We start from the raw sequence: 24111 nt of genomic DNA, 5'->3' as shown, positions 1-24111 counted from the left end.
TGATAAGGATTTGCGCCCTTGTGTGTTTATCTTTGATATAGAAGAATTTACAACAGAGACGGCCATGAAAAAATTTACGATATACATACTTGCTCCTGCTCTTGCGTTATTGGCGCTGGGCTGCAGCAGTCCTACGGCAATGCAATCCACGGAGTACGACGATATGTATTATAGCTCTTCCGATAAAACTACTTATTTAGAGCCGGAAGCAACAGCTTATAACGGGCTGACTGAAACAGATAACGAAGTACAAAGGCAAACATACGCACAAGGCAGTAACGCTGTTACGGATGATTACTATGCCGATGAGTACTATGACGGACGCACTTATAACCCGCGCGATAACTGGTACCAACCAAATTACTCTTATGTAGATCCTTATTGGGGAAGCGCCTACACACCACGCCACTATGCATATAGTCGTCGTAACATGGCTTTTTATGACCCATTCTACGATCCTTTTTACTACGACCCATTCTTTCATGATCCGTTTTACCGCAGGCCTTACTGGAACAGCGGTATCTCTATCATGATCAGCTATAATTATGGCTGGGGAGGCTGGGGAAGGCCTTATCCATACCATAGTCGCTGGTATCCTAACAACCCATATTACCATGGCTTCTATGGCGGGCACTACAGCAACTACTATGGCTATGGCAATAACTACTGGGTTTATGACAGGCCTATCGTGATTGGTAACAGGGTTAAAACCCAGTATGGCCCACGCGATGCACGTGGTGCTGTAGTTACTGATGGCAACAGAGGCAATGGCGGCAGACCTGTTAGAGGCGAGGCTTACCAGGGCGATATAACCGGAACAGAAAATGCAAGACCTTCCCGTCCGTCGCGTTCCAGTGATGTGGTAGGGTCGCCTGCAACAGGCACTGAAACCAAGACATCATTGCCGGCACGCCCAAGCCGCACAGAGTATTATGATCCAAGCCAGGGCAGAAGCCGTAGTACACGACAGCCGGCAAACGTAGGTGAGCAACAGCGCCAGCAGCAGCAGAACGAGCGCCGTGTGATACAGCCAACAGAACGCCGTACACGTGAGTATACGCCAACGCCGAGATCAACGGAAAGCAGACAGCGGGTTCGCCAGAATAGTGTACCACAGCAACAGCAACGCGAAACCCCTGTTCGAACAAGGCCAACTTATGAGCAGCGCCGCGAAAGTTCGCAACCTTCCCGCTCCAGTGAAGTAAGGCGTGAAAGCAGCAGCAGCTCATCATCCGGAAGCAACAACAGCGGCAGCAGCGGCCGCCCAAGAAGAGGACAATAACCTAGATACACCCATGAATATACATAAGCTATTTTTGGCCAGCCTGGCGCTTACGCTGGGCTGGGCAGGCAGCGCCTTTGCCCAGAACGAGGTAGATGCCCTGCGCTACACCCGATTCGGAATAAACGGCTCTGCACGAATACAAGGTATAGGAGGCGCTCAGTCGGCACTTGGTGCAGATATTTCTAACATTGCGTCTAACCCTGCTGGCTTGGGAATGTTCCGCAGATCAGAGTTTAGCATCAGCCCAGGCTTGCAGTTTAACAGCACACAAACAAAAGTAGGAGGTCTGACGCAGTCTACTGACCAGAATGCATTAAGTATACCGCATGCTGCCCTGGTAATAGGCAACAGAAGAAACAACGAAAGCAGCGACTGGACAGGTGCCAACTTGGGTATCAGCTTTACAAGGCTTAATAACTTTAACCAGCGTCTTTCCTACAGCAACATAGCAGCCTCAGACCAGTCTACCATAGTAGAGTACTTTGCAGAGCAGGCAAATAGGAAAGGTGTTACCCTCGATGAGCTGAATGGTGAATTCAGTAACGGATTTACTACGCTGGAAGGGCTGGCTTTTGGCGCTTACCTGATCGATGTGATAGAAGACGACAATGGTAACGAAGTAGTGGTGCCGCTGTTTAGAGAAGGACAGATTTTAGAGCGGGAAGATATCCGGCGCAGGGGCTCTCAAAACCAGTTTGATATTGGCGTTGGTACAAGTTATAAAGATAGGTTATACCTAGGTGCATCCGTAGGAATTGTTACATCAAACTTTACGCAGGAAAGCATTTACCGCGAATCCGAAACCAGTACGAACACGGCCTTTACCGATCTGGAACTGCGTGACGAGTTTACCACGCGTGGCGCAGGTATAAACCTGAAAGTGGGAGCTATTTACAGGCCGACTGATGCGCTGCGCTTAGGCCTTTCTTTACAGACTCCTACAGCTTATACTTTTACGGATACCTACCAGCGCTCCCTGTATGCATCTTACGACGATGGCCCGACAGAAAGTGCTATAGAACTTCCTGGTGAATTTACCTATAACCTGACAACACCCTTTAGGGCAACATTAGGGGCGGCAGGCTTTATCGGCAAGTATGGCTTTGTAACTGCTGATGTGGAATTTGTGAACTACAGCAACATTAGGTACTCTGAGAGTGATGATGATTTTGCCACTGCCAACGATTATTTTAACGACGTAAACAGCCGAATTTCTAACACATACCAGTCGGCGGTTAACTATAGGATTGGTGCTGAGGGCCGCTTTGATGTGTTCAGGCTGCGAGCAGGATTTGCGCACAATGGCAACCCTTACAAGAACGCATCTTTTGATGGAGGTATAAATTCCTATACGGCTGGTGCAGGTGTACGCCTTAAAAATTATTATGCCGACCTGGCTTATGTGAGAAGTACAGGCGATAGCCGCTACTCACCTTTCACGTTGGATAACGGCGATCAACCTGTAGTCGATATCAGGGAAAAGCTATCTACAGTAATGCTTACATTTGGCTACAATTTTTAAATTAAATTGGTTTAGTTGTTAAGGGCAGTCTGGTAAGGCTGCCTTTTTTTATACTTTTCTGGATTTTAATTTCCTTTTACGCGTGGGCGGGTATGGTTTTGGCTCCAATCTATGGCGAAACAATAATATTCTGATAAATTAGTAGGCTCAAGTAAACACTAAACAAATCGTATGTATATCAAACTCAAAACAAACCTTTTAGCTGCTATGCTTCTTTGCTTCGCTTTTATGGCACAGGCGCAGCAGAAAAAAGACATCACACTGGAGGATATCTATCGCAAGGGCACATTCCGCGCCCAGTCGGTGTATGGTGTAAAATGGATGAACGATGGCCGTTACTACAGCTCGCAGGAGCAGGACGAGCAAAACAAGGTAAACGACATTGTAAAGTATGATGTAACAACCGGTAAGCCAGTAGCCACCATTATTGAGGGCGAGAACCTGAAGCCGGAAGGTAGCAATACACCTATAAAGTATGACGGTTATACTTTTAGTTCAGATGAGCAGAAGGTGCTTTTCTCTACTAACCGCGAGCAGATCTACCGCCGTTCTTCAAAAGCCGATTTCTACATTTACGATATTGCGTCTAAAAAACTAACTAAGCTTAGCGATGGCGGAAAGCAAATGTATGCCACCTTTTCTCCAGATGCGAAGCGTGTGGCTTTTGCCCGAGAAGGCAATATGTTTGTGGTGGACCTGAGCAACATGAAGGAAACGCAGATCACAAATGATGGCAAGTATAACTCCATCATCAACGGGTATGCGGACTGGGTTTACGAAGAGGAGTTCTCGTTTGCGCAGGGCTTCCATTGGTCGCCGGACGGTAAGAAGATAGCTTTCTATACTTTTGACGAGACCAGCGTGCCGGAGTTTAACATGCAGATGTGGGGCGATCTTTACCCGCAGGACTACAAGTTTAAATACCCGAAAGCAGGCGAGGCAAACTCAAAAGTAAAAGTATCGGTGTATGATATAACCAGCGGCACAACCGTGAAAATGGACACCGGCAACGAGACTGATATCTATATCCCGCGCATTAAATGGACATACAACCCGAACCTGTTGTCTATCCAGAAAATGAACCGCCTGCAAAACACCCTGGAGATTTTGCATGCAAACGCTACTACCGGTAAAGCAGATGTTCTACTGAAAGAAACAGACAAAGCTTATATCGATGTGACAGATGACCTTACTTACCTGAAAGACGGTAAGCATTTCATCCACTCTTCTGAGGTAAAAGGGTTCAACCACCTGTACCTGTATAACATGAGCGGTAAACTGGTGCGGCAGATAACGAACGGCAATTGGGAAGTAAGCAGCTATGTGGGTTATGATGAGAAGAATGATCGCTTGTATTACATGTCTACAGAGGTTTCTCCGCTAGAGCGCCACCTGTACAGCATCAGCAGTAAAGGCAAAAAGAAAACCCGTCTTACCGAGCAAGCCGGCACACACAGCGTAAACATGAGTGATGATTACAAATACTACCTTGATTATCACTCTGCTGCCAATGTGCCTACAACTGTTAGCCTGCATACTGCCAAAGACGGCAAGCTGATAAAAGTGCTGGAAGACAACCAGAAATTGAAGAACATACTGGCACAGTACGATATTGCCAAGCAGGAATTCTTTACTATGAAGACTGCAGACGGCACACAACTGAATGGCTGGATGATCAAACCAACGGACTTTGACCCGAACAAAAAGTATCCGGTGCTGATGTTTGTGTACGGTGGTCCGGGTTCGCAGACAGTAACTAACAGCTGGGGCGGCAACAACTACTTGTGGTACCAGGTGCTGGCCGATAAAGGCCTGATTGTGGTAAGTGTGGATAACCGTGGTACAGGTGCCCGTGGTGCTGAGTTTAAGAAATCGACTTATGCTAACTTAGGTAAGTATGAAATAGAAGACCAGATTGAGGCAGCTAAGTGGCTGGGCAAGCAGACTTACGTAGACAAGAACCGCATCGGTATCTGGGGCCACAGCTTTGGTGGTTACATGACGCTGCTGGGTTTAACCAAAGGCGAAGGTGTGTTTAGAGCAGGTATTTCTGTAGCGCCGGTTACAAGCTGGAGATACTACGATAGCATTTACACAGAGCGTTTCCTGAAAACACCACAGGAAAATGCAGCAGGCTACGACGATAATTCTCCGCTGATGTTTGCCGATAAACTGCAGGGTGACCTGTTGCTAATCCACGGTACCGGCGATGATAACGTGCATTTCCAGAACGCAGTGGCTATGCAGGATGCCCTAATCAGTGCTAACAAGCAGTTCGAGAGCTTCTACTACCCGAACCGTAACCACGGCGTAGGTGGTGGTATTACTTCGCTGCACCGCTTTAACATGATGACGAACTTCTTGGAGCGTAAGTTGATCAACCCGACTGATAAGCAAAACCAGTAAGTAAAGTATAAACCAAAGTATAAAAGGCCTGCCGTAAACGGTGGGCCTTTTGTTTGTAGCGTATCAGCAAATATAAACAGCAAGATAAAAGTATAAGTGCTTAAAATTTAGGTGATTGACAACGGAAAGTATGTAAATATCAACTATATTTGGCTTTATTTTTTGCCACACCAAACACATAAAACTATGAAGATTACCGCATTTCTTTTGCTGGCACTTTTACTGTGCGCTTTCGAGGCTACGAACTTAACCCGCGACGAAGCACTTGAAAGCCTCGCCAATGCCGAACGAAACTTCTCGGCAACCTCTGAGGCCAAAGGTTTACACCATGCTTTTGTAGAACATATGGCTGAGGACGGCCTGGTATTCTCACCTAAACCCACCAATGCAAAAAAGCTTCATGCCGCAGCACCTGCCAGTACAGCCTATTTATCCTGGTATCCAGCCTATGCCGATATCTCCAACTCCCTGGACTGGGGTTATACTACCGGGCCCTATAAACTTAAGCCAAGCGCTGAGGACGATAAAGTAGTAGGGGCAGGGTTTTACTTGTCGGTGTGGGGCAAGCAACCCGATGGCCAGTGGAAAGTGGCTATCGATATGGGAAACTCTTTTTCTCCGAATCTCTTAAAAGAGGAAACCTACCAGCCAACGCCTGCAAACCCAAAAGCTAAAAAAGTAAAAGGCGCAAAGGAAGATCTTCTTTCAAAAGATGTGCAAAAAGTGCAGCCATACTTCACTGAGACATTAATTTATCGTCACGGAGAGTATCCTTACAAGTATAAAGATGGTGTGATAGAGCCAGCATCAAATGTAGTTTATACTAACTTGGGGCACGAACTTTCACCGGCTGCTGATATGGCCTATACGTATGGTAGCTATACCCAGCCCACCAGCAAAGGAGAAGTGGCAGGCCATTACCTAAAAGTATGGAGAGTACTGTATGGGCAATGGAAACTAGTGGCCCATAACTTGGTGCCGGACAAGAAATAGTGGAAGAATTAGTGGCTTGTTAGCTTATCCAGGCAGGCATAGAGGTACTGTTTTTCCTGCTCATCTACAGGCAGTTTATTAATATGGCTGCGGAGCTGTGCAGTTGTTACTTTTGGTTTTGCATCGCTTTTATACTTGTGCAGTTCTCCGGAAAGCGCCTGGATTTGGGAGGCAACCGCATCTGCGCTGGCTGTGAATTTATTTAGCAACCCAAGCAGCCTGTGCAGTAATTCGTTTGGCTCATGGTCTGGGTATCTCACGCAGTGGTCTATTTCGCTCCAGCCCTCTTCGAACAGCGTTTTAACCTGGATCTCTACAAAGTATTGCTGCCTGCAGGCTTTTACCTTAGCAATATAGTGCTGTGCATTATAGCCTCTGTCGTTGGGTATTACTTTATATGCACTAGATGTAAACTGGTTGGTTAGCAAAGTACCTTCACTTTTAATATAAATATAGGGTTCCCGCTTCAGCTCCCAAATCTGCTGTATATAGTTTCCGATATCATGCCAGTCTTCTTTGTACAGGTGCAGTATGCGCACCCCAGCCAGGTCGTTTATGTAATCCAGGTAGTTCTCCGCGTTCAGGTTACGGTCGGGGTATTCCTGTTTTTTGCGGATAATCTTTTTGAGTAGGTGCAACGGTTCTTTTACTCTGTGCTGCACACCATACACAGCTTTGTGCCGTTTAAGTGTGTTGGAGATAAATATGGCAATATCTTCCAGTTCGCTCCGGCGACTGATGTAGTCGTTGTAGATTGCCAGCAGGTTTCCTGCATCTATACCTTGGGCACGCAGGTCCTCCTCGCTTTCGTTAAGTATAGAAAGTATAAATGGTACCGTTATATTATGTCGCTGGTCATCTGGGTGCATAGAATGAGGGCGTTAGTAAACCCTCCTATTAAAGTATAATCCATTTTGGAGCGAAATGTTGCAATACGCTTGTTCTTGAAGTGTAGCTAATGACTAACCGCACATAAATAAGGGCATCTGAAATACAGCAACAAAAGCTGTTATTCCAGATGCCCTTTTCAAGTCTACATCAGGCGTATTAATAACCAAGGATAATATTTGCGCCTACAACTTTATACAAACATTCTGCGGTTCAGTAAAGAAACGCAGCGCCTCAAAACCGCCTTCGCGGCCAACGCCGGAGTTCTTCATGCCGCCGAAAGGTGTACGCAGGTCGCGTAGGAGCCAGGTGTTTATCCAAATGATGCCGGAATGTATCTGGTGCGCTACGCGGTGCGCCCGCTGCAAATTGTTCGTCCAGATGGTGGCAGCGAGGCCATAGTCGGTGCAATTAGCATATTGGATAACCTCTTCTTCGGTGTCGAAAGGCATGAGCGTAACCACAGGGCCAAAGATCTCTTCGGTGTTGGTGCGGCACTCCGGTGATAGTCCTTCGATAATGGCAGGGGCGATAAACCAGCCATTTTTGCAGCGGCCTTCTACCTGTACCTGGTGCCCACCTGTAAGTATGGTTCCGCCCTCTTCTTTGGCCAGCTCAATGTAAGAAAGTACTTTTTGCATATGCTGCTCCGATACTACGGCACCCATTTTCGAGCTTTCTTCCATTGGGTCGCCAACGGTCATGGCTTTAACTTTTTCCACAAAAGCATCCCGAAATTTCTCATAAAGTGGTCTTTCTATAAAAATACGGGACCCACATAGGCAAATCTGGCCCTGGTTGGCAAATGACGAATGTATGGTTGTGTGCAGCGCGTTGTTAAAGTCGCAGTCGGCAAAGATGATATTAGGATTTTTGCCGCCCAGTTCCAGCGATAGCTTTTTAAACATAGGTGCAGCTGTGGCTGCAATGGTTCGCCCGGTGGCAGTGCCGCCTGTAAACGAGATAACCGGAACCTTTGGATGGGCTGTCATGGCAGCACCAACCTTGTGCCCATAGCCGTGCACAATATTGAGTACACCAGCCGGTAAGCCAGCCTCAATACAAAGCTCAGACAGCAGAAAGGCAGTCATGGGTGTTACTTCAGAGGGTTTAGCCACCACACAGTTTCCGGCGGCAAGGGCAGGGGCAATTTTCCAGGTAAACAAGTATAAAGGCAAGTTCCAGGGAGATATGCAGCCCACCACGCCATGCGGATGACGCACAGTATAGTTTATGGCATCGGTCCCTTCCATGTAATGCGCCTCCGAAGCAAAATGCTGAATAGCCGTGCCGTAAAAACGCATGTTGCTGCTGGCCCGCGGTATATCCACCGACTTAGCCAGCTTCAGCGGCTTGCCATTGTCTACAGACTCTGCCTCAACCAGACGGTCCAGGTTTTGGTCTATCAGGTCGGCAATGCGCATTATAATCTGCCCGCGCTTCTCGGCCGGCGTTTTAGACCATGCCGGGAAAGCCGCTAACGCCGCCTGCACCGCCTGTTCTACATCCTGTTCATCCGAATCCGGAATCAAAGAGTATACTTCGCCAATAGCTGGATTATAGTTATCGATATACTGGCCTGCTACAGGCATTACCAACTGGCCGTTTATGTAATTATGTATGTGCTGCATTATTACCTCCCCTGCCCCCTCTTAAAAACAGGAGGGGGTGGATACAGGGATTTTTTTAATTATGTCTGTACTCTATACTTAAATGAACTCCCTCCCTTGTTTTTAGGGGAGGGCTGGGGTGGGGTCTACAAACATCCCGTTCTGCCACCATCTACCGGTATGTTTATTCCATTGATATATGCAGCAGCAGGCGTAGCCAGGAACGCGGCTGCGGCTGCCACCTCTTCAGGTTCTGCAAAGCGACGGGCTGGTATCTCAGCTTCCATTTCTTCTTTAGTAGCTTCTATACTTATGCCATTCTTTTGTGCCTTATTTTCGATGATAGACTCTAGCCGACCTGTGCTTGTGGCGCCGGGTAATACATTATTTACTGTAATACCAAATTGCCCCAGTTCGTTCGCCATTGTTTTTGCCCAACTGGCAACGGCTCCGCGTATGGTGTTAGATACGCCCAAACCATGAAGCGGCTGCTTTACCGATGTGCTGATGATGTTGATAATACGGCCATAGCCGGACTTTTTCATGAGCGGGATAACTGCCTGCGCCAATGCATGGTTATTGATTAGGTGCATGTTAAAAGCATTTAGGAACTCATCTGCTGCGGCATTTACTATGGGGCCTCCTGCTGGCCCTCCGGTATTGTTTACAAGTATATGTATGGTATCCTGCTGCTTTAAGTAAACTTCTAGTTTCAGGGCTACATCGGCGGTGTCGGCAAAATCTGCAATAATATAATCATGTTTCTGACCTTTGCTGCTGTCCAGTTCCTGTGCTGTATCCTGTAGTTTGGCTTCGTTACGCGCTACCAGCGTAATGTGTGCCCCTAATTGGGCTAATTCTATGGCTATTGCCTTGCCAATACCCTGCGTGCTGCCGCAAACTATGGCGCGTTTGTTAGTGAGATCTAAGTTCATAGGTTAAATGTACAGAAAAGCCTTTAGACTTGCACAGCAGAAGTATAGGCGTTTATACTTGCATTATCATTTTTGCCAGCTTTTGCGTACCTTCAATTTATCAACCTCAAATCTAAAACTATGGCTGTAGCAAAACCTTTCAACTTTAAAAAATGGATAGACGAACACCGCCACTTGCTTAAGCCTCCGGTTGGCAACCAGCAAGTGTTTAAAGGTAACGACGATTTTATTGTGATGGTAGTGGGCGGACCTAACGCGCGCAAAGATTACCACTACGACGAAGGCGAAGAGTTTTTCTACCAACTGGAAGGTGATATTACGCTAAAGATAATAGACGACGGCAAGCCTGTTGACATCGAGATAAAAGAGGGCGAGATTTTTCTGTTGCCGCCACGTGTACCGCACTCACCACAGCGCCCTGCCAATACGGTGGGCCTGGTAATTGAGCGTTACCGCCGCGAAGGAGAGAAAGACGGGTTTATGTGGTTCTGCGAGAATTGCGGAAACAAACTGCACGAAGACTTTACCGAGCTAACCGACATTGTAAAGCAACTGCCGGAAATTATGGGTAACTTCTGGAACAACGAGCAATTGCGCACCTGCAACAATTGCGGAGAGGTACTACAGCCACCGTTAAAGGCAGAAGAAGCCGCTAAATAGTCTAAACTTATACTTTAATGAACCTCCTGCACAATCATTAAACAATGGTGCGGGAGGTTTTACATTTTAAATTCCCTGACGATATCTTAAATGCACTCTGGTTTCCAAACGGAACGGCTTCAACTACGCCTTGTCGAGCCTTCCGATGTCGAATTCATACTACAGGGCTTGTCTGATGAACGTGTAACAAAGTACTATGCGGTACATTACGATACGATGGAGGCAGTGGAGGAGCAGATGGTATTTTATGAGCAGCTTATAAAAGAAGGTACAGGTGTATGGTGGGCTTTTTCGCTCAAAGGCAGCCAAGAATTGATAGGGGCTTGCGGTTTTAGCAGTCTGGAAGCGGAGCACCGCAAAGCAGAGATCGGCTTTTGGCTGCTTCCCAGCTACTGGGGCAAAGGCTATATACCTGAGGCTGCAGCGGCAATTATAAAGTATGGCTTTGAGCAGATGAACCTGAACCGCATTGAGGCTATTGTAGAAGGCGATAACGATCAGTCGGAGAGGGTATTATTGAAGCTTGGGTTTGAGTATGAGGGGAGGCTACGAGAGTGCGAAATCAAAAATGGCCAGTTTATAGATTTGATCTACTACAGCATCCTGAAAGAAAAATAAACTTAAAAACTACTGTGCTGCCTAAAGCTTTTGAGCCGTAATGTGCGTAAAAAGTATAAAATGCTTATATTGTTGGATTGCCTTATTCAGCCATACACCGTATAGCAGCATTTTTGCCCCTTTACCAGCATGCAGGAAATTAAACACACATCGCCTATACTTACCGATCACGATCTGCTTAAGATCGATATACATACTCATATTTTACCGGCAACCTGGCCAAATTTGCGTGAACGTTATGGTTACGGCGGCTTTATCAGGCTGGAGCATCACAAACCATGCTGTGCCCGCATGATGATGGATGATAAATTCTTCCGGGAGATACAGGACAACTGCTGGGACCCGAAAGTGCGCATGCACGAGTGCAGCCAGCACAAAGTAGGGGTGCAGGCGTTAAGTACAGTACCGGTTATGTTTAATTACTGGGCAAAAGCAGAGCATACCTACGACCTCTCCAAGTTCCTGAACGACCATATTGCCGGCATTGTAGCAGACTATCCCGACAGGTTTATAGGATTGGGCACCTTACCCATGCAGGATACAAGCCTGTCGATTAAAGAATTGGAACGCTGCATAAAAGAGCTTGGTATGCCAGGCGTGCAGATCGGAACAAACATTAATGGTTGCAACCTGGATGAGGCAAAGCTATTCCCGATTTTCCAGGCTGCTGAAGAACTTGGTGCTGCCATTTTTGTGCACCCCTGGGATATGCTGGGCAAAGACCGCACAAATAAATACTGGATGCCATGGCTGGTAGGCATGCCCGCTGAAACCACGGTAGCCATTTGCTCCATGATATTCGGTGGTGTGCTAGAAAGGTTGCCGAAGCTGCGTGTGGCTTTTGCGCATGGCGGTGGTTCTTTCCCGTCAACCATTGGCCGTATTGCGCACGGCTTCGAAGTTCGCCCCGACCTTTGTGCCATCGATAACAACGTAAACCCACGCGATTATTTGGGTAAATTCTATTTCGACTCGCTGGTGCACGACCCACTGGCCCTGGAGTACCTTGTTAATCTGGTAGGCGCCAACTGCATTGCGCTAGGTACCGATTATCCTTTCCCGCTGGGTGAGTTGGAGCCTGGCAAACTGATAGAGTCCATGCCATACGACCTGGCTACCATAGAACGCATGCTTAATGGTACTGCTTTAGAATGGCTTAACCTGGATAAAAGCCAGTTTGTGAACAGCACTTCTAGTAAAGTAAAGGCTGAAAAAGTATAGATTTTTCTACAGTAACCGGGTCCAACCACCCCTGCCCCTCCTTATTTAAAGCGGGGAGCCTGATACTACTTTATCAAAAGTATAAACCCTGTTGCTAAAGCTTAACCTCCCTTCTACCAAGATCCTTAACAGGATGACAAAATAGAGAAAGCCGCTACTACCGTTGTGGCAGAGTAAGTGGTGGGTAAAAATTCCCCGCCTTAGATAAGGAGGAGCAGGGGTGGTTGGACCCGGCACTGCAAATCCTTATCTTCGCATGATAAAGAACTATCAGCTGATCAGGTCAGCCCTAACATAAACGCATACCGCACCAGATGAACTATCAGAATACCCTTGCCTTTGCGCAGGAGCAGGATAAACAAGACCCGTTAAACTACTTAAGAGACAGCTTTTATTTTCCGCAGGTAAACGGAAAAGATGCCATATACTTTTGTGGCAACTCGTTGGGCTTACAGCCTAAAAAAGCACAAATGTACATCGATAATGAAATGTATAAGTGGGCTAATTTAGCTGTTGAAGGGCATTTTAAAGGTGAAGAGCCATGGTTTGATTACCATAAGCTGCTAACACCAGCCGCTGCACGTGTAGTAGGAGCCAAAGAGAGCGAGGTAGTAATCATGAACCAGCTTACGGTAAACCTCCACCTGATGCTGGTGTCATTCTACAGGCCCGAAGGCAAGCGTTTTAAGATCATAACTGAAGCAGGCGCTTTCCCATCCGACCAGTATGCCCTTGAAACTCAGACAAAATTCCATGGCTATAACCCGGATGAGGCTGTCATAGAACTCTCTCCGAGACAAGGCGAGTTAACCCTGCGTACCGAAGACATCCTGGCAAGTATAAAAGAACACGGCGACGAACTGGCCCTAGTAATGATGGGTGGCATTAACTACTATACCGGGCAGGTGTTCGATATGGAGGCTATTACCAAAGCAGGCCACGAGGTGGGAGCTGTAGTTGGTTTTGACCTGGCACATGCTGCCGGTAATGTGCCTGTAAAGCTGCACAACTGGGATGTGGATTTTGCTGTGTGGTGTACTTACAAATACCTTAACTCTGGTCCGGGTGGCACATCGGGTGTGTTTGTGCACGAACGCCACGGCAATAACCCTGACTTACCGCGCTTTGCCGGCTGGTGGGGACACGATGCCCAGGCGCGTTTCCAGATGAAGAAGGGTTTTATTCCGATGCCTGGTGCCGAAGGTTGGCAGCTGAGTAACGGACAGATTATACCGTTCGCGATGCACCGCGCTTCGTTGGAGCTTTTTGATGAGGCTGGAATGGACAACCTTCGCGCCAAAAGCGAAAAGCTGACAGGCTACCTGGAATACCTGATCGATGATGTGCATGCCGGTAAAGACGTAATGGAGATGATAACCCCGCGCGACCCACAGGCCCGTGGATGCCAGATATCAATTTTAGTTAAAAAGGATGCACGCTTGTTATTCGACAAACTAATGGAAGCCGGCATTATAGTAGACTATCGTGAGCCAAATGTGATACGCGTGGCACCTACGCCGCTTTACAATAGCTTTGAGGAAGTATACCGTTTCTCGGAGATACTGCATGAGTGTTTGCAGGCGCATTAACAATCATTATGAATAGTAAGCGGGGCAGGAGGCAGGTGTAAGTTTATTCGCTTGCCTCTTGTCATTTTACATCATTCAACTTTTCACGCCAGTATAAGTACTCAAGTATAAAGTATAGAAATGAGCTTTACCATCGAAGATATATTACTAGGAGCATCTATTCTGCTCTTTTTAAGCATACTTATCAGCAAAAGTTTAGGACGGCTAGGTATACCCGCGCTGTTACTTTTTCTGGGGGTAGGCATGCTGGCTGGCTCAGAAGGGATTGGCGGTATTTACTTTGATGACTCCCGAACGGCACAGTCAATGGGAACGATAGCACTGACGCTTATACTTTTCTCCGGCGGCCTGGACACACGGTGGGAGAGCACCAGGCCCGTTTTATGGCGCGGGGTAATGCTGTCTACTATAGGCGTGTTTATAACGGCAATGTTGGTGGGCGTATTTGCGGCTTATATGCTCAATTTTTCCCTGTTAGAAGGCTTGTTACTGGGAGCTATTGTGTCTTCTACAGATGCAGCGGCAGTTTTCTCTATACTTCGATCTAAAAACATAGGGCTGAAAAACAACCTTCGGCCAACCCTGGAATTGGAATCGGGCAGTAACGACCCGATGGCATACTTCCTGACGGTAAGCTTTACTTTTTTGCTCATTAACCAGGACGCAAGTATCTGGAACCTGGTGCCGATGTTTTTTCTGCAGATGACGATTGGGGCTGTAATGGGAGTGGTAATGGGGCGCGCAATGCTCTGGACGATTAATAAGATAAAGCTAGAGCAAGAGGGCTTGTACCCGGCGCTAACGCTGGCAATGGTCATCTTTACTTTCGCTTTTACAAATGTTTTAAATGGCAACGGCTTTTTGTCGGTGTATGTGGCCGCAGTTATACTTGGCAACCGCAATTTTATACACAAGCGCAGCCTTACCAAATTTTACGATGGCGTAGCCTGGCTTATGCAAATACTAATGTTCTTAACGCTGGGGCTGCTCGTGTTTCCATCGCATATGATACCTGTTATTGGCGTGGGAATACTAATATCTCTGTTCCTGATCTTCGTAGCCAGGCCAATCAGTGTGTTTCTCAGTATGTCGTTCTTCAACACAACATTCCAGGATAAGCTTTATGTGTCGTGGGTAGGGCTAAGAGGCGCAGTGCCCATTGTGTTTGCCACCTATCCGCTGCTGGCAGGAGTAGAAAAATCGGATATGATCTTTAACATCGTGTTTTTTATTGTGCTTACTTCTGTGCTGTTGCAGGGCACCACGCTTACACAGGTAGCAGACTGGTTAAAGTTAAGTGAACGCGACAGTAAGCCCAAAAAGTACCAGTTTGACCTGGAGATGGGCTGGGACCTGAAAAACGAACTAACAGAGATCTTGCTGCCTTCTGAAAGTGCGGCTATAGGAAAGTCGTTGGTAGACCTGCAGCTGCCTAAAACTACGCTTATTGTGCTTATCAATCGTAATGGCAAGTTTGTTACACCCAACGGAGCAACCGTGCTGGAACCACACGATGTGCTGTTTGTAATGACGGATCACGATGAGGAGTTGTTAAAGGTAAACCAGGCGCTGGGAATAATTGAAAGCAGCAATACATAAACAGAAAGGCCGGTAAACTTAAATTTACCGGCCTTTTTTATACTTCTAAAAGTCCTCCATTTGTTTAAAGCAGAGACCTAATGCGACTCCTCGTCCTCGCTACCCGGCGGTTTGGAGCGTTTCTGCCACTTTTCGCGGGCCCACTTCTGCAGGTCTTCTATATCATCAAACTCATCCGTAATCTCCAACCCGAGCAAGGTTTCGATAATATCTTCCATTGACACAATACCTGCCGTACCGCCATACTCATCTAGCACTAGCGCTATGTGCTCCTTCTTCTTTATGATCTTGGTGAAGAGCTCGGGTATTGGGGTAAACTCGCTGGACACATGAATTGGTCGCTTAATAGCCCTAAGTGGCAGATCCCCATCTCCTTTAATTATTCGTTGCAACACCTCGTCTTTCAACACATAACCGGTTATATGGTCAATGGAGGTGTCAAAAACCAGAATGCGGGAAAAGCGCATGTTGGTAGTGTTGTCGTAAAACTCTTGTATGGTTTGCTCTTCAGGAGCAGCTTTAATAACAGTGCGCGGCGTCATAATATGGCTGGCAAGTATCACGTTAAAACGTAACACATTATTTATAACCCGTGATTCGTCATGGTGCAGGATACCCTCCTTGGTGCCGATTTCAGCCATAGCTGTAAAGTCAGCTCGGCTCAGAACACTCTTGTCCTTATCACGCTTCAATCGTTTAGTGATAAACTGAGAGAAAAGGATGATGGGGTACAGGGGAGAGTAAATCATTATTTTCAGAGTCCGCACCGTAAAAGGAGTAAGTGGCTTCCAGTAGTTAGCGCCGAGCGTTTTTGGTATGATCTCCGTCAGGATAAGAATGACAATGGTAAGCACAATGGATACTACAGTAAGGTACTCCTCACCCCAAATTACCTGCGCCTGTGCGCCCACACCCGCTGCCCCAATAGTATGGGCAAAGGTGTTAAGGGTGAGGATAGCAGCCAGCGGCATGTCGATGTTGTCTTTGAAATGCTGCAGGTCTTTGCCCAGGGCAGGGTCCTCCTTGCCGACAATGTTGGCATGGGAAGGCGTGATACTCAGTAGCGATGCCTCCAGCAAAGAACAGAGGAAGGAGAAGAACAATGCAACGAGTAGGTATATAATAAGTAGCGTCATATGCTAATTAATTTGGGGTCAAATATAGATGGTAATTTGTTATTTGCGCCAAATTTTTAAATTAGCTATCGGGTAAAAGTGATAGAATATGCCTTTTGATCACTTGTCAATCTATACTTTCTCGGGCTTCTCTTTAAACTCCGACTCCACCCTGAACTCCCGCATCCGCTTAAAGTAGTCTTTTGCCGCTGCTTTTACCTTAGGCGACAGCAGCAGTGCAGAAACCATGGTAGGGATAGCCATCATGGCGTACATACCGTCTATCAGTGCAATCACAGCTGTAATAGTTGCCGTGGCCCCAAACACAATAGTGGTTACATAAAAGTAATTGTAAAGATGCTTATACTTTGCCCCAAACAGGAAGCTAAAGCACTTGGTACCATAGTAGGAGTAAGAAAATAAAGAAGTAAAGGCAAAGATCATCACGCACAACACCAAAACATAGCTGCCAATACCGGGCATGGCATTGTTAAAGGCAGTGGCCGTCATGGTTACGCCGCTTGCCCCGGATGTTTGCCAGGTGCCGGTCAGTATAATGGCCAGGCCGGTAAGCGTGCATACTACAATCGTATCGATAAATGGACCAAGCATAGCCACTAAACCTTCACGGATTGGCTCGTCGGTTTTAGCGGCTCCATGCATCATGGAGGCGGTGCCAATACCTGCCTCGTTAGAGAAAGCCGCTCTGCGCGCGCCTGCAATAATAATAGCTCCCACTGCTCCGCCAAGCACCGACTCAGCTGTAAAGGCATCTGTAAAAATCAGAGCAAAAGCATCGGGGATATTGGTGTAGTAGGCAAACATGATGTAGAAAACCGCCAGCATGTAAAGTACGACCATGCCCGGTACCATTTTACCTGCCACGTGGCCAATCCGCTTTATGCCTCCAAAGATTACCAGCGAGGTAATAAGCACAAGAGCTAACCCAATAGTCAGGTTGGTATAAAATGCATCGCCAGAGCTTAGGCCATTCGGCTCCAGTACCACCTCACGGATTACCTGTGTAAGCTGGTTAGCCTGAAAAATAGGCAAGGTTCCGAATAAGCCGGCAATGGCAAAGAATGAGGCCAGAGGTTTCCACTTCTTACCAAGACCTTCGGTTATCACATACATTGGCCCACCTTCCAGATGCCCTTTGCTGTCATAGCCGCGGTACATTACCGAAAGGGAGCAGGTAAAGAACTTGGTAGCCATGCCCACAAAAGCACTCACCCACATCCAGAACAGCACACCCGGCCCGCCAATAGCAATAGCCACAGCCACACCGCTTATGTTACCCATACCTACTGTGGCAGCCAGGGCCGCAGACAAGGCCTCAAAGTGGTTGATATCTCCGGGGTCGTTGGGGTCGTCGTATTTACCGCGTAGCACGTTTATGGCATGGCGCAGGTAGCGGAACGGCAAAAAGCCCGAGTAAAACATAAAGTAAAAGCCCCCACCCATTAATAGTATAAGCAGCGGCATACCCCATGCAGCATCGCTAAAAGCGACAAATATCTTCTCTAATACTTCCAAAATCTCAAATTATACTTTTATGTAAGTTACAAAGATAGGCACGAAACGCAAAATAACGTATGGTAACCTACTAACCGGATTGCCGTTCATGCAGCTGCTTTTAAGGCAACCGCTTTACTGAAAAAAAATTCATGTCTACCTACATACTTATCATAACGCTGGTAGGGCTGGCGGCCCTTTCTATGGCCTGGGTGCCTGCCCTGCTTAAGCGTACCTTTATTTCATACCCGATGGTGTTTATGCTGCTGGGGATGCTGCTATACCTGTTGCCCTACGAGCTGCCTCGTCCGGACCCTATCTGGCGGGAGAAGTATGTAGTGCACCTTACAGAGCTTATCGTGATCATATCACTGATGGGATCCGGCCTTAAAATAAGACGAAAAGTAAGCTGGAAAAACTGGCAGATACCCATACGCCTGGTAAGTATAACGATGTTGCTTTGTATTGCCGGCCTGGCGCTGTTTGGCTGGGGTGTGCTGGGCATGGCACCTGCCGCTGCTATACTTCTGGGTGCCGTACTGGCCCCCACAGACCCAGTGCTTGCTGAACAGGTACAAGTTGGGCCACCGGATGATAAAGAAGAGGATGATGTACGCTTTTCGCTTACGGCAGAGGCAGGCCTGAACGACGGTATGGCCTTCCCGTTTACCTGGCTGGCGGTTGTTGTTGCCATTGCTGCAGGCACACAAGGCAACTGGCTAGGCGATTGGCTTTGGCGCGACCTGCTGTACCGCATAGTAGCCGGTTTTGCAGTAGGTTGGCTGGTTGGGCGAGGCTTGGCATACCTTATTTTTCAACTCCCTCAAAAAACAAAATTTCCTAAAGCAAATGATGCATTCCTGGCTCTCTCTGCCACGCTTGTGTCATATGGCCTAACAGAAATGGCACACGGATATGGCTTTATAGCGGTGTTTGTTACTGCCATGACAATGAGTGCCTATGAACCGGATGATAAATACCACACCGAGATGCACGACTTTGTAACGCAGGTAGAACAGATCTTAATGGTAATCTTACTTTTGCTTTTCGGGGGTAGTATTGTGCATGGTCTATTAGGTTACCTTACCTGGCAGGGCGCGCTGGTTGGGCTGGCATTCTTATTTGTGATAAGGCCGCTGGCAGGTTTAATTGGCATGATAGGCGTTAAAGTGCCGATACACGAAAAAATGGCCATCAGTTTCTTTGGAATCCGGGGCATAGGCTCTTTCTTCTACCTCTCTTTTGCCTTAGAAAAAATTGACTTTGCAGACGCAAACCAACTCTGGTCTGTAGTGGGTTTTATCGTAATGGTATCTGTTATCATACATGGGTTTACAGCCACCAAAACCATGGGTTACCTGGACAGGCGCCGTAAAGTAAAGCTGATACCTAAAGAAGACGATAAGATAGAATAAGAAGTATTGCAGAGAACCAGCCTCTTAATTTATACTTTACCATGATGCCACAACGCACACGCCTGAACCTGCCCGACGCCGTAGTATACTTTGATCCTCAATTCTTCAGCAAAGAAGAAGGCGATTTATACTTTGATAGACTGATGAAGGAGATAAATTGGCAGCAGGAAAGTATAAAGATGTTTGGTAAGCAGCTACCTATGCCGCGCCTCACGGCCTGGTACGGCGATAAAAGCTATACTTACTCTGGCCTGCATAATAAACCGCAACCATGGCTGCCTGTGCTGCAGAAGCTTAAACAAAAGATAGAGCAAGCCAGCGGCCATAAGTATAACAGTGTACTACTTAACCTGTACCGCACCGGGCAGGATAGTATGGGCTGGCACGCCGACGACGAGGCAGAGCTGGGGCAGGAGCCGGCCATAGCCAGTCTTAATTTTGGTGGAGAGCGCAAATTCAGCTTTAAACACAAGACCCGCAAAGACCTTAAACCGCAAAGCATAAACCTGACTCACGGTAGCTTGCTGCTGATGCAAGGGCCAACGCAGCACCATTGGCTGCATCATGTTCCTAAAACTACTCGTACGGTAGAGCCACGTATAAATCTTACCTTCCGTAAAGTGGTAACATAAAGGCTTGCCAATACCGCCCGGAAATCTTTACTTTACAACACATAAATCGCGCATCACCTTACAACTATGACCCAAAAAAAGAATATCGCCATTATGGGAGCCGGTTTGGTTGGCTCGCTGCTGTCTCTGTATCTGGCCAAACGCGGCCACAAAGTAGATGTGTATGAGCGCCGCCCCGACATGCGTAAAACTACCCTTGATGGAGGTCGTTCTATTAACCTGGCGCTGAGCGACAGGGGCTGGCGTGCCCTGCGTGGCATTGGCATAGAAGAGGATGTGCGTAAAGTTGCTATACCCATGCACGGCCGTATGATGCACGACGAACAAGGCGGTCTTACATTTCAGCCTTATGGCAAAGAGGGGCAGTCTATTTACTCTGTGTCGAGGGGAGGGCTGAACGCAGCCTTAATGAACCTGTCGGAGCCGAATGAGGATATTACCTATCATTTTAACCAGCAAGCTCTGGATGTAAACTTGCGCGAAAACCAAGTGCAGTTGCGAAATACAGAAACAGAAGAGATAGAAACTATTCAGCCGGATTTACTCTTTGGTGCAGATGGTGCTTTTTCGGTTGTACGTGGTGCTATGCAAAAAACAGAGCGCTTTAACTACTCCCAATCGTACCTGGAGTATGGCTATAAAGAGCTTACCATACCAGCCGCCCCTGATGGAGAGTGGCTGCTGGAGAAGAATGCCCTGCATATCTGGCCACGCGGCAACTATATGATGATTGCCCTGCCAAACATAGACGGCAGCTTTACCTGTACTTTGTTCTTCCCTTATGAAGGAGAGCGTTCTTTTGCCGCCATCAAAAACGATACAGACCTGCTTAACTTCTTTTTAGAGGTATTTCCGGATGCAGTGCCGCTTATGCCTGACCTGGCACAGGATTATTTCTCAAACCCGATTGGCGCACTGGTAACTATAAAATGTTTTCCGTGGAGCCACGATGGTAAATCATTGCTGATTGGGGATGCCTGCCATGCCGTGGTCCCTTTTTACGGACAAGGAATGAACGCTGGCTTTGAAGACATTTTTGTGCTGGACCAGATGCTGGAGGATTTTGACGGAGAAGATTGGAATACATTGTTTAAGGACTTTGAGCGCAGGCGCAAGCCAAACGCCGATGCCATTGCCGACCTGGCCGTAATGAACTTTATAGAGATGCGCGACAAAGTGGCCGACCCTCGCTTCCTGCTCCAAAAGAAGATAGAGGCCAAAATCTCAGAGCAATACCCGGACAAGTGGATTCCGCTATACTCTATGGTTACCTTCACTGATTTTCCGTACTCCTACGCTTTGGAAACCGGCCAGAACCAGGACAGTATCATGAAGAAGGTAATGAAGCATATTCAAAGTATAGAAGATTACAACAAGCCGGAAGTACAGCAATTGCTGCAGGAGCAGTTAGTGCATAAGGAAAAATTGAAACGCTATGCCGGCGAAACATCGGAGGTAAAGGAATAGTCGGTTTAAGAATCCAGCCAAGCCTTAAATGGCTGCACTTTCTCCCGGCTAACCACCACCTCTCCGGCAGGTGTAGGGTAGTACAACTCCAGCTTTAAGCGGCTGTTAGACCAGGCAACAATATCCTTCACAGCCTTTAAACTTACCAGGTAGCCACGGTTAACCCTGAAAAACAGCTGTGGGCTTACGACTTGCTCTACCTGATCCATAGTATAGTCGATGGCATAGCGTTTGCCAGCATGGGTTTGCAGGAAAGTTGCTTTTTCGTAGCTGTAAAAGCAGGCTACTTCCTCTACAGCAATGGTGTGCAGGTGCTCTCCAACTTTTACCACAAAACGGCTTTTATAGTTCTGGCTGCCGCCGTTTAACAGCTGCATGGCCTGTTCCAGTACACCTAAAGATGGCGGCACAACAGGAACAAGCTTTAGTTTTTTATACTTTTCCAGTGCAGCCTGCAGTTCTTCCTCATCAATGGGCTTAAGCAGGTAATCTATGCTATTTACTTTGAAGGCTTTAATCGCATACATGTCGTAGGCGGTGGTAAAGATAACGGGTACCTCCACTGGCACCTGCTCAAACACTTCAAAGCTCAACCCATCGGCGAGTTGTATGTCCATAAAAATGAGATCTAGCTGAGGCTTTAGGCGCAGCAGCTCTACGGTGTTGCGCACAGAAGGAGAGGTGGCAACGGGTTCTATGCTGCTGTCGTAGGTTTGCAGCATATTGGCCAGACGTTCTGCAGCCAGCTTTTCGTCTTCAACTATAAGTACCCGCATTATCCTTTAAAGTATAAAATAGGAAGTTTAACAATGAACTCCTGCGCTGTGCGCTGTACCTGCACCGGCTTATTGGTCAGGTAGCTGTACCTGGCCTCAATGTTAGCCAGGCCCGTACCCGTAGACTCTTCCCGGATGCGCCGCTCCTGCACATTGTTCTGCACCACCAGATAATTGCCTTCTAAGTATAGCTGCACCTGCAAGGGTTCTTCTTCCAAAGCTATGTTGTGCTTAATGGCATTCTCCAAAAGCATTTGCAGAGCAAGCGGTACAACCATCAGGTTGCTGTCTTGAGGCAGTTCATTCTGCACCAGCAGCGATTTGCCGTGCCGTATTTTTTGCAGGTAGATGTACGATTCTAAAAAACTTAACTCTTCGGGAAGTGGCACCACTTCCTTTTGGCGGCTATCGAGCACGTAACGGTATACTTCGGAGAGTTTCCGGATAAACTTTACGGCCAGCTTCTGATCAGTTTCAACCAGGCTGGTTAGCGCGTTCAGGCTGTTAAACAGGAAGTGCGGGTTTACCTGCGCCTTCAGCGACTCGTACTGCGAGGCTATACTTTCCTTTTGCAGCCGCTCTGCGTTTATAGCCGTTTGCCTCCAGCCCAGCAGAAACGAACGGCTGTGCCCGAACATCGAGATAAAAAATGTAATAATAAGCGGCCCTACTACCATGCTGCGCCAATCCTGCTTTGTCAGGTCCTGGAAAGTATAGCCACGGATAGACAGGAAAATGGTATTTAAAAGTATAACCACGATGCCCGACACAACTACAGTACCGATAATACTGATGAAAAGCCGCTTCCCAGGATTATCAAACCAACGTACGTATCCATCCAGCACATTTGTTAAACGTTCGTTAACCTGCCAAAGCGACACAAACATAGCTAGCGAAAACAGAAAGCTAATAAAAAGCCGCCTCAGGTTAGACTCAAAGCACTGCGGGCAACCGATCAGCATTACTGCCAGCGTGGCCAGCAATAGTATACCCACCTGTTTTAGCAGCCTACGCGCATTTTTGCGGGCCGGGCTTTTAGTTTTAAGGCCTGTGTCTTTATCAGTTGGAGTGACTAACGTATGTTTTTCCTTAACCAAGTGCATCACAAAGTATAAGCTATCAAGTTAATTCTTTGGTTTGATATTAGCTATAGTTTGTAGTCAACGGGTTTCAATACTTTATCTGTACTGCTCCAGCATCGAGAGCACTTGCTTTTCGCCCCAGTTGGGCGCAATGGCAGTGGCTGGTTTAAAAGCTTCATACTTTTCTTTGGCCTGCTCTAAATATGGCCTGGCAGCCTCTGGTCCGCCGCCGAACATTTTAGGGGTGTTATACTTGGTGTTGGCCAGCATATAATATACCCGTGGGTTAGCAGGGTTTAGCGACTTTGCCATCTCAAAAGCTTCGGTAGCCATGCCGCTATACTTCATACCACGTGCCATTGGTGCTACATTTATGCGTGCCAGGTGCAGATAGCCTTGCAACACGTGTAATTCTGATTCTTTAGGCACTAGTTTGAGGGCTTTATTCAAATGTTCTTGCCCCTTGTCAAGGTACTGGTCCTTTTTGTTCTCATCTGATTCTTTAGAACTGATGTTGATGTAGGTAAGGGCAGCATAGTAAAGAGGCAGCCATTCTTTCTGTTCTGCCGCAGCGATGCGCTCAAAGCCGTTAGCTGCCTGTTGCAGTTCTTCTGCAGTTTTGCCACTGCGCATAAGTTCTAGATTTTTAGCCATTGCTGTCTCAAAACTGCTGCTCTGCGCAAAAGTGTTAAGTACAAAAAGTATAGCTGCCGAAAATAATAAGATGTGCTTTTTCATGATTATTAGATTTTTAAAGTTGTGATTTTATACTTGAGACTCATT

The 24111-nt window shown here is 47.2% G+C and carries 20 protein-coding genes; 12 read left to right on the top strand and 8 right to left on the bottom strand.

The features are described 5' to 3' along the window. The first annotated feature begins 64 nt into the window (after nt 1–64). The 4 genes from K0O23_RS03530 to K0O23_RS03515 all read left to right on the top strand — a co-directional run bounded on the left by K0O23_RS03530 (nt 65) and on the right by K0O23_RS03515 (nt 6206). Nucleotides 65–1282: a hypothetical protein gene (locus K0O23_RS03530; RefSeq protein ID WP_219876011.1), complete on the top strand. Its 1218-nt coding sequence runs from the start codon at nt 65–67 to the stop codon at nt 1280–1282. Beyond that, nucleotides 1209–2807 carry an OmpP1/FadL family transporter gene (locus K0O23_RS03525; RefSeq protein ID WP_219876010.1) on the top strand — a complete coding sequence of 533 codons (1599 nt, stop codon included), beginning with the start codon at nt 1209–1211 and terminating at the stop codon, nt 2805–2807. The genes K0O23_RS03530 and K0O23_RS03525 overlap by 74 nt, the downstream gene beginning before the upstream one ends. A gap of 171 nt (nt 2808–2978) precedes the next feature. Further along, entirely contained in the window at nt 2979–5213 is a 2235-nt protein-coding gene (locus K0O23_RS03520; protein WP_219876009.1) for a S9 family peptidase, read from the top strand. Between the two features lie 186 nt (nt 5214–5399). After that, the gene (locus tag K0O23_RS03515) at nt 5400–6206 is read left to right on the top strand and encodes a YybH family protein (RefSeq protein ID WP_219876008.1); all 807 of its coding nucleotides are present in this window, start codon (nt 5400–5402) and stop codon (nt 6204–6206) included. An 8-nt stretch (nt 6207–6214) separates the two neighbouring features. Here K0O23_RS03515 and K0O23_RS03510 read toward each other — a convergent pair whose 3' ends face one another. From K0O23_RS03510 to K0O23_RS03500, 3 genes are all read right to left on the bottom strand, one after another. Further along, entirely contained in the window at nt 6215–7075 is an 861-nt protein-coding gene (locus K0O23_RS03510) for a RelA/SpoT domain-containing protein (RefSeq protein ID WP_219876007.1), read from the bottom strand. Nucleotides 7076–7279: 204 nt separating this feature from the next. After that, the gene (locus K0O23_RS03505) at nt 7280–8725 is read right to left on the bottom strand and encodes an aldehyde dehydrogenase (RefSeq protein WP_219876006.1); all 1446 of its coding nucleotides are present in this window, start codon (nt 8723–8725) and stop codon (nt 7280–7282) included. A 125-nt stretch (nt 8726–8850) separates the two neighbouring features. After that, the gene (locus K0O23_RS03500) at nt 8851–9639 is read right to left on the bottom strand and encodes an SDR family oxidoreductase (protein ID WP_219876005.1); all 789 of its coding nucleotides are present in this window, start codon (nt 9637–9639) and stop codon (nt 8851–8853) included. A gap of 120 nt (nt 9640–9759) precedes the next feature. Here K0O23_RS03500 and K0O23_RS03495 point away from each other — a divergent pair, with 120 nt between their 5' ends. The 5 genes from K0O23_RS03495 (at nt 9760) to K0O23_RS03475 (ending at nt 15326) form a co-directional block, all read left to right on the top strand. Further along, a complete protein-coding gene (locus K0O23_RS03495; protein WP_219876004.1) occupies nt 9760–10299 on the top strand; it encodes a 3-hydroxyanthranilate 3,4-dioxygenase in 540 nt (179 codons plus the stop codon). 90 nt (nt 10300–10389) lie between these two features. Further along, entirely contained in the window at nt 10390–10917 is a 528-nt protein-coding gene (locus K0O23_RS03490) for a GNAT family N-acetyltransferase (RefSeq protein ID WP_219876003.1), read from the top strand. 129 nt (nt 10918–11046) lie between these two features. Next, nucleotides 11047–12138: an amidohydrolase family protein gene (locus tag K0O23_RS03485; RefSeq protein ID WP_219876002.1), complete on the top strand. Its 1092-nt coding sequence runs from the start codon at nt 11047–11049 to the stop codon at nt 12136–12138. Nucleotides 12139–12452: 314 nt separating this feature from the next. Beyond that, the gene (gene kynU, locus K0O23_RS03480; RefSeq protein ID WP_219876001.1) at nt 12453–13727 is read left to right on the top strand and encodes a kynureninase; all 1275 of its coding nucleotides are present in this window, start codon (nt 12453–12455) and stop codon (nt 13725–13727) included. A 120-nt stretch (nt 13728–13847) separates the two neighbouring features. Beyond that, nucleotides 13848–15326 carry a potassium/proton antiporter gene (locus tag K0O23_RS03475; RefSeq protein WP_219876000.1) on the top strand — a complete coding sequence of 493 codons (1479 nt, stop codon included), beginning with the start codon at nt 13848–13850 and terminating at the stop codon, nt 15324–15326. A gap of 77 nt (nt 15327–15403) precedes the next feature. Here K0O23_RS03475 and K0O23_RS03470 read toward each other — a convergent pair whose 3' ends face one another. Beyond that, nucleotides 15404–16462 (bottom strand): CNNM domain-containing protein, encoded by a 1059-nt coding sequence (locus K0O23_RS03470; RefSeq protein ID WP_219875999.1) that lies wholly within the window; start codon nt 16460–16462, stop codon nt 15404–15406. A 111-nt stretch (nt 16463–16573) separates the two neighbouring features. Continuing rightward, entirely contained in the window at nt 16574–17926 is a 1353-nt protein-coding gene (locus tag K0O23_RS03465; RefSeq protein ID WP_394371678.1) for an alanine/glycine:cation symporter family protein, read from the bottom strand. 182 nt (nt 17927–18108) lie between these two features. Between K0O23_RS03465 and K0O23_RS03460 the strand changes: the two genes are divergently transcribed. The 3 genes from K0O23_RS03460 (at nt 18109) to K0O23_RS03450 (ending at nt 21470) form a co-directional block, all read left to right on the top strand. Beyond that, nucleotides 18109–19371: a cation:proton antiporter gene (locus K0O23_RS03460; protein WP_219875997.1), complete on the top strand. Its 1263-nt coding sequence runs from the start codon at nt 18109–18111 to the stop codon at nt 19369–19371. 41 nt (nt 19372–19412) lie between these two features. Further along, nucleotides 19413–20003 carry an alpha-ketoglutarate-dependent dioxygenase AlkB family protein gene (locus K0O23_RS03455; RefSeq protein WP_246596901.1) on the top strand — a complete coding sequence of 197 codons (591 nt, stop codon included), beginning with the start codon at nt 19413–19415 and terminating at the stop codon, nt 20001–20003. Nucleotides 20004–20069: 66 nt separating this feature from the next. Then, nucleotides 20070–21470, top strand: a complete 1401-nt coding sequence (locus tag K0O23_RS03450) for an FAD-dependent oxidoreductase (RefSeq protein ID WP_219875996.1) — start codon at nt 20070–20072, stop codon at nt 21468–21470. Nucleotides 21471–21475: 5 nt separating this feature from the next. On the opposite strand, the gene K0O23_RS03445 is transcribed toward K0O23_RS03450, so the two are convergent. The 3 genes from K0O23_RS03445 to K0O23_RS03435 form a co-directional block, all read right to left on the bottom strand. Next, nucleotides 21476–22246, bottom strand: coding sequence for a LytR/AlgR family response regulator transcription factor (locus K0O23_RS03445; protein WP_219875995.1), 771 nt, complete (start codon nt 22244–22246; stop codon nt 21476–21478). Beyond that, nucleotides 22246–23343, bottom strand: coding sequence for a sensor histidine kinase (locus tag K0O23_RS03440; RefSeq protein WP_219875994.1), 1098 nt, complete (start codon nt 23341–23343; stop codon nt 22246–22248). The genes K0O23_RS03445 and K0O23_RS03440 overlap by 1 nt, the downstream gene beginning before the upstream one ends. An 81-nt stretch (nt 23344–23424) precedes the next feature. Further along, a complete protein-coding gene (locus K0O23_RS03435) occupies nt 23425–24066 on the bottom strand; it encodes a hypothetical protein (RefSeq protein WP_219875993.1) in 642 nt (213 codons plus the stop codon). Nucleotides 24067–24111 lie beyond the last annotated feature (45 nt).

It is taken from the genome of Pontibacter aydingkolensis (assembly GCF_019443125.1).
Taxonomy (GTDB): Bacteria; Bacteroidota; Bacteroidia; order Cytophagales; family Hymenobacteraceae; genus Pontibacter; species Pontibacter aydingkolensis.
Note: the sequence above shows the minus strand (reverse complement) of the source record. Positions and strands in the feature narration are given on the sequence as shown.

What these genes read in the sequence shown, in the direction of transcription:
- K0O23_RS03530 (WP_219876011.1), top strand. Translation starts at nt 65, where the DNA reads ATGAAAAAATTTACGATATACATACTTGCTCCTGCTCTTGCGTTATTG.
- K0O23_RS03520 (WP_219876009.1), top strand. Translation starts at nt 2,979, where the DNA reads ATGTATATCAAACTCAAAACAAACCTTTTAGCTGCTATGCTTCTTTGC.
- K0O23_RS03515 (WP_219876008.1), top strand. Translation starts at nt 5,400, where the DNA reads ATGAAGATTACCGCATTTCTTTTGCTGGCACTTTTACTGTGCGCTTTC.
- K0O23_RS03510 (WP_219876007.1), bottom strand. Translation starts at nt 7,075, where the DNA reads ATGCACCCAGATGACCAGCGACATAATATAACGGTACCATTTATACTT.
- K0O23_RS03505 (WP_219876006.1), bottom strand. Translation starts at nt 8,725, where the DNA reads ATGCAGCACATACATAATTACATAAACGGCCAGTTGGTAATGCCTGTA.
- K0O23_RS03500 (WP_219876005.1), bottom strand. Translation starts at nt 9,639, where the DNA reads ATGAACTTAGATCTCACTAACAAACGCGCCATAGTTTGCGGCAGCACG.
- K0O23_RS03495 (WP_219876004.1), top strand. Translation starts at nt 9,760, where the DNA reads ATGGCTGTAGCAAAACCTTTCAACTTTAAAAAATGGATAGACGAACAC.
- K0O23_RS03490 (WP_219876003.1), top strand. Translation starts at nt 10,390, where the DNA reads ATGCACTCTGGTTTCCAAACGGAACGGCTTCAACTACGCCTTGTCGAG.
- K0O23_RS03485 (WP_219876002.1), top strand. Translation starts at nt 11,047, where the DNA reads ATGCAGGAAATTAAACACACATCGCCTATACTTACCGATCACGATCTG.
- kynU (WP_219876001.1), top strand. Translation starts at nt 12,453, where the DNA reads ATGAACTATCAGAATACCCTTGCCTTTGCGCAGGAGCAGGATAAACAA.
- K0O23_RS03475 (WP_219876000.1), top strand. Translation starts at nt 13,848, where the DNA reads ATGAGCTTTACCATCGAAGATATATTACTAGGAGCATCTATTCTGCTC.
- K0O23_RS03470 (WP_219875999.1), bottom strand. Translation starts at nt 16,462, where the DNA reads ATGACGCTACTTATTATATACCTACTCGTTGCATTGTTCTTCTCCTTC.
- K0O23_RS03465 (WP_394371678.1), bottom strand. Translation starts at nt 17,926, where the DNA reads ATGCCGCTGCTTATACTATTAATGGGTGGGGGCTTTTACTTTATGTTT.
- K0O23_RS03460 (WP_219875997.1), top strand. Translation starts at nt 18,109, where the DNA reads ATGTCTACCTACATACTTATCATAACGCTGGTAGGGCTGGCGGCCCTT.
- K0O23_RS03455 (WP_246596901.1), top strand. Translation starts at nt 19,413, where the DNA reads ATGATGCCACAACGCACACGCCTGAACCTGCCCGACGCCGTAGTATAC.
- K0O23_RS03450 (WP_219875996.1), top strand. Translation starts at nt 20,070, where the DNA reads ATGACCCAAAAAAAGAATATCGCCATTATGGGAGCCGGTTTGGTTGGC.
- K0O23_RS03445 (WP_219875995.1), bottom strand. Translation starts at nt 22,246, where the DNA reads ATGCGGGTACTTATAGTTGAAGACGAAAAGCTGGCTGCAGAACGTCTG.
- K0O23_RS03435 (WP_219875993.1), bottom strand. Translation starts at nt 24,066, where the DNA reads ATGAAAAAGCACATCTTATTATTTTCGGCAGCTATACTTTTTGTACTT.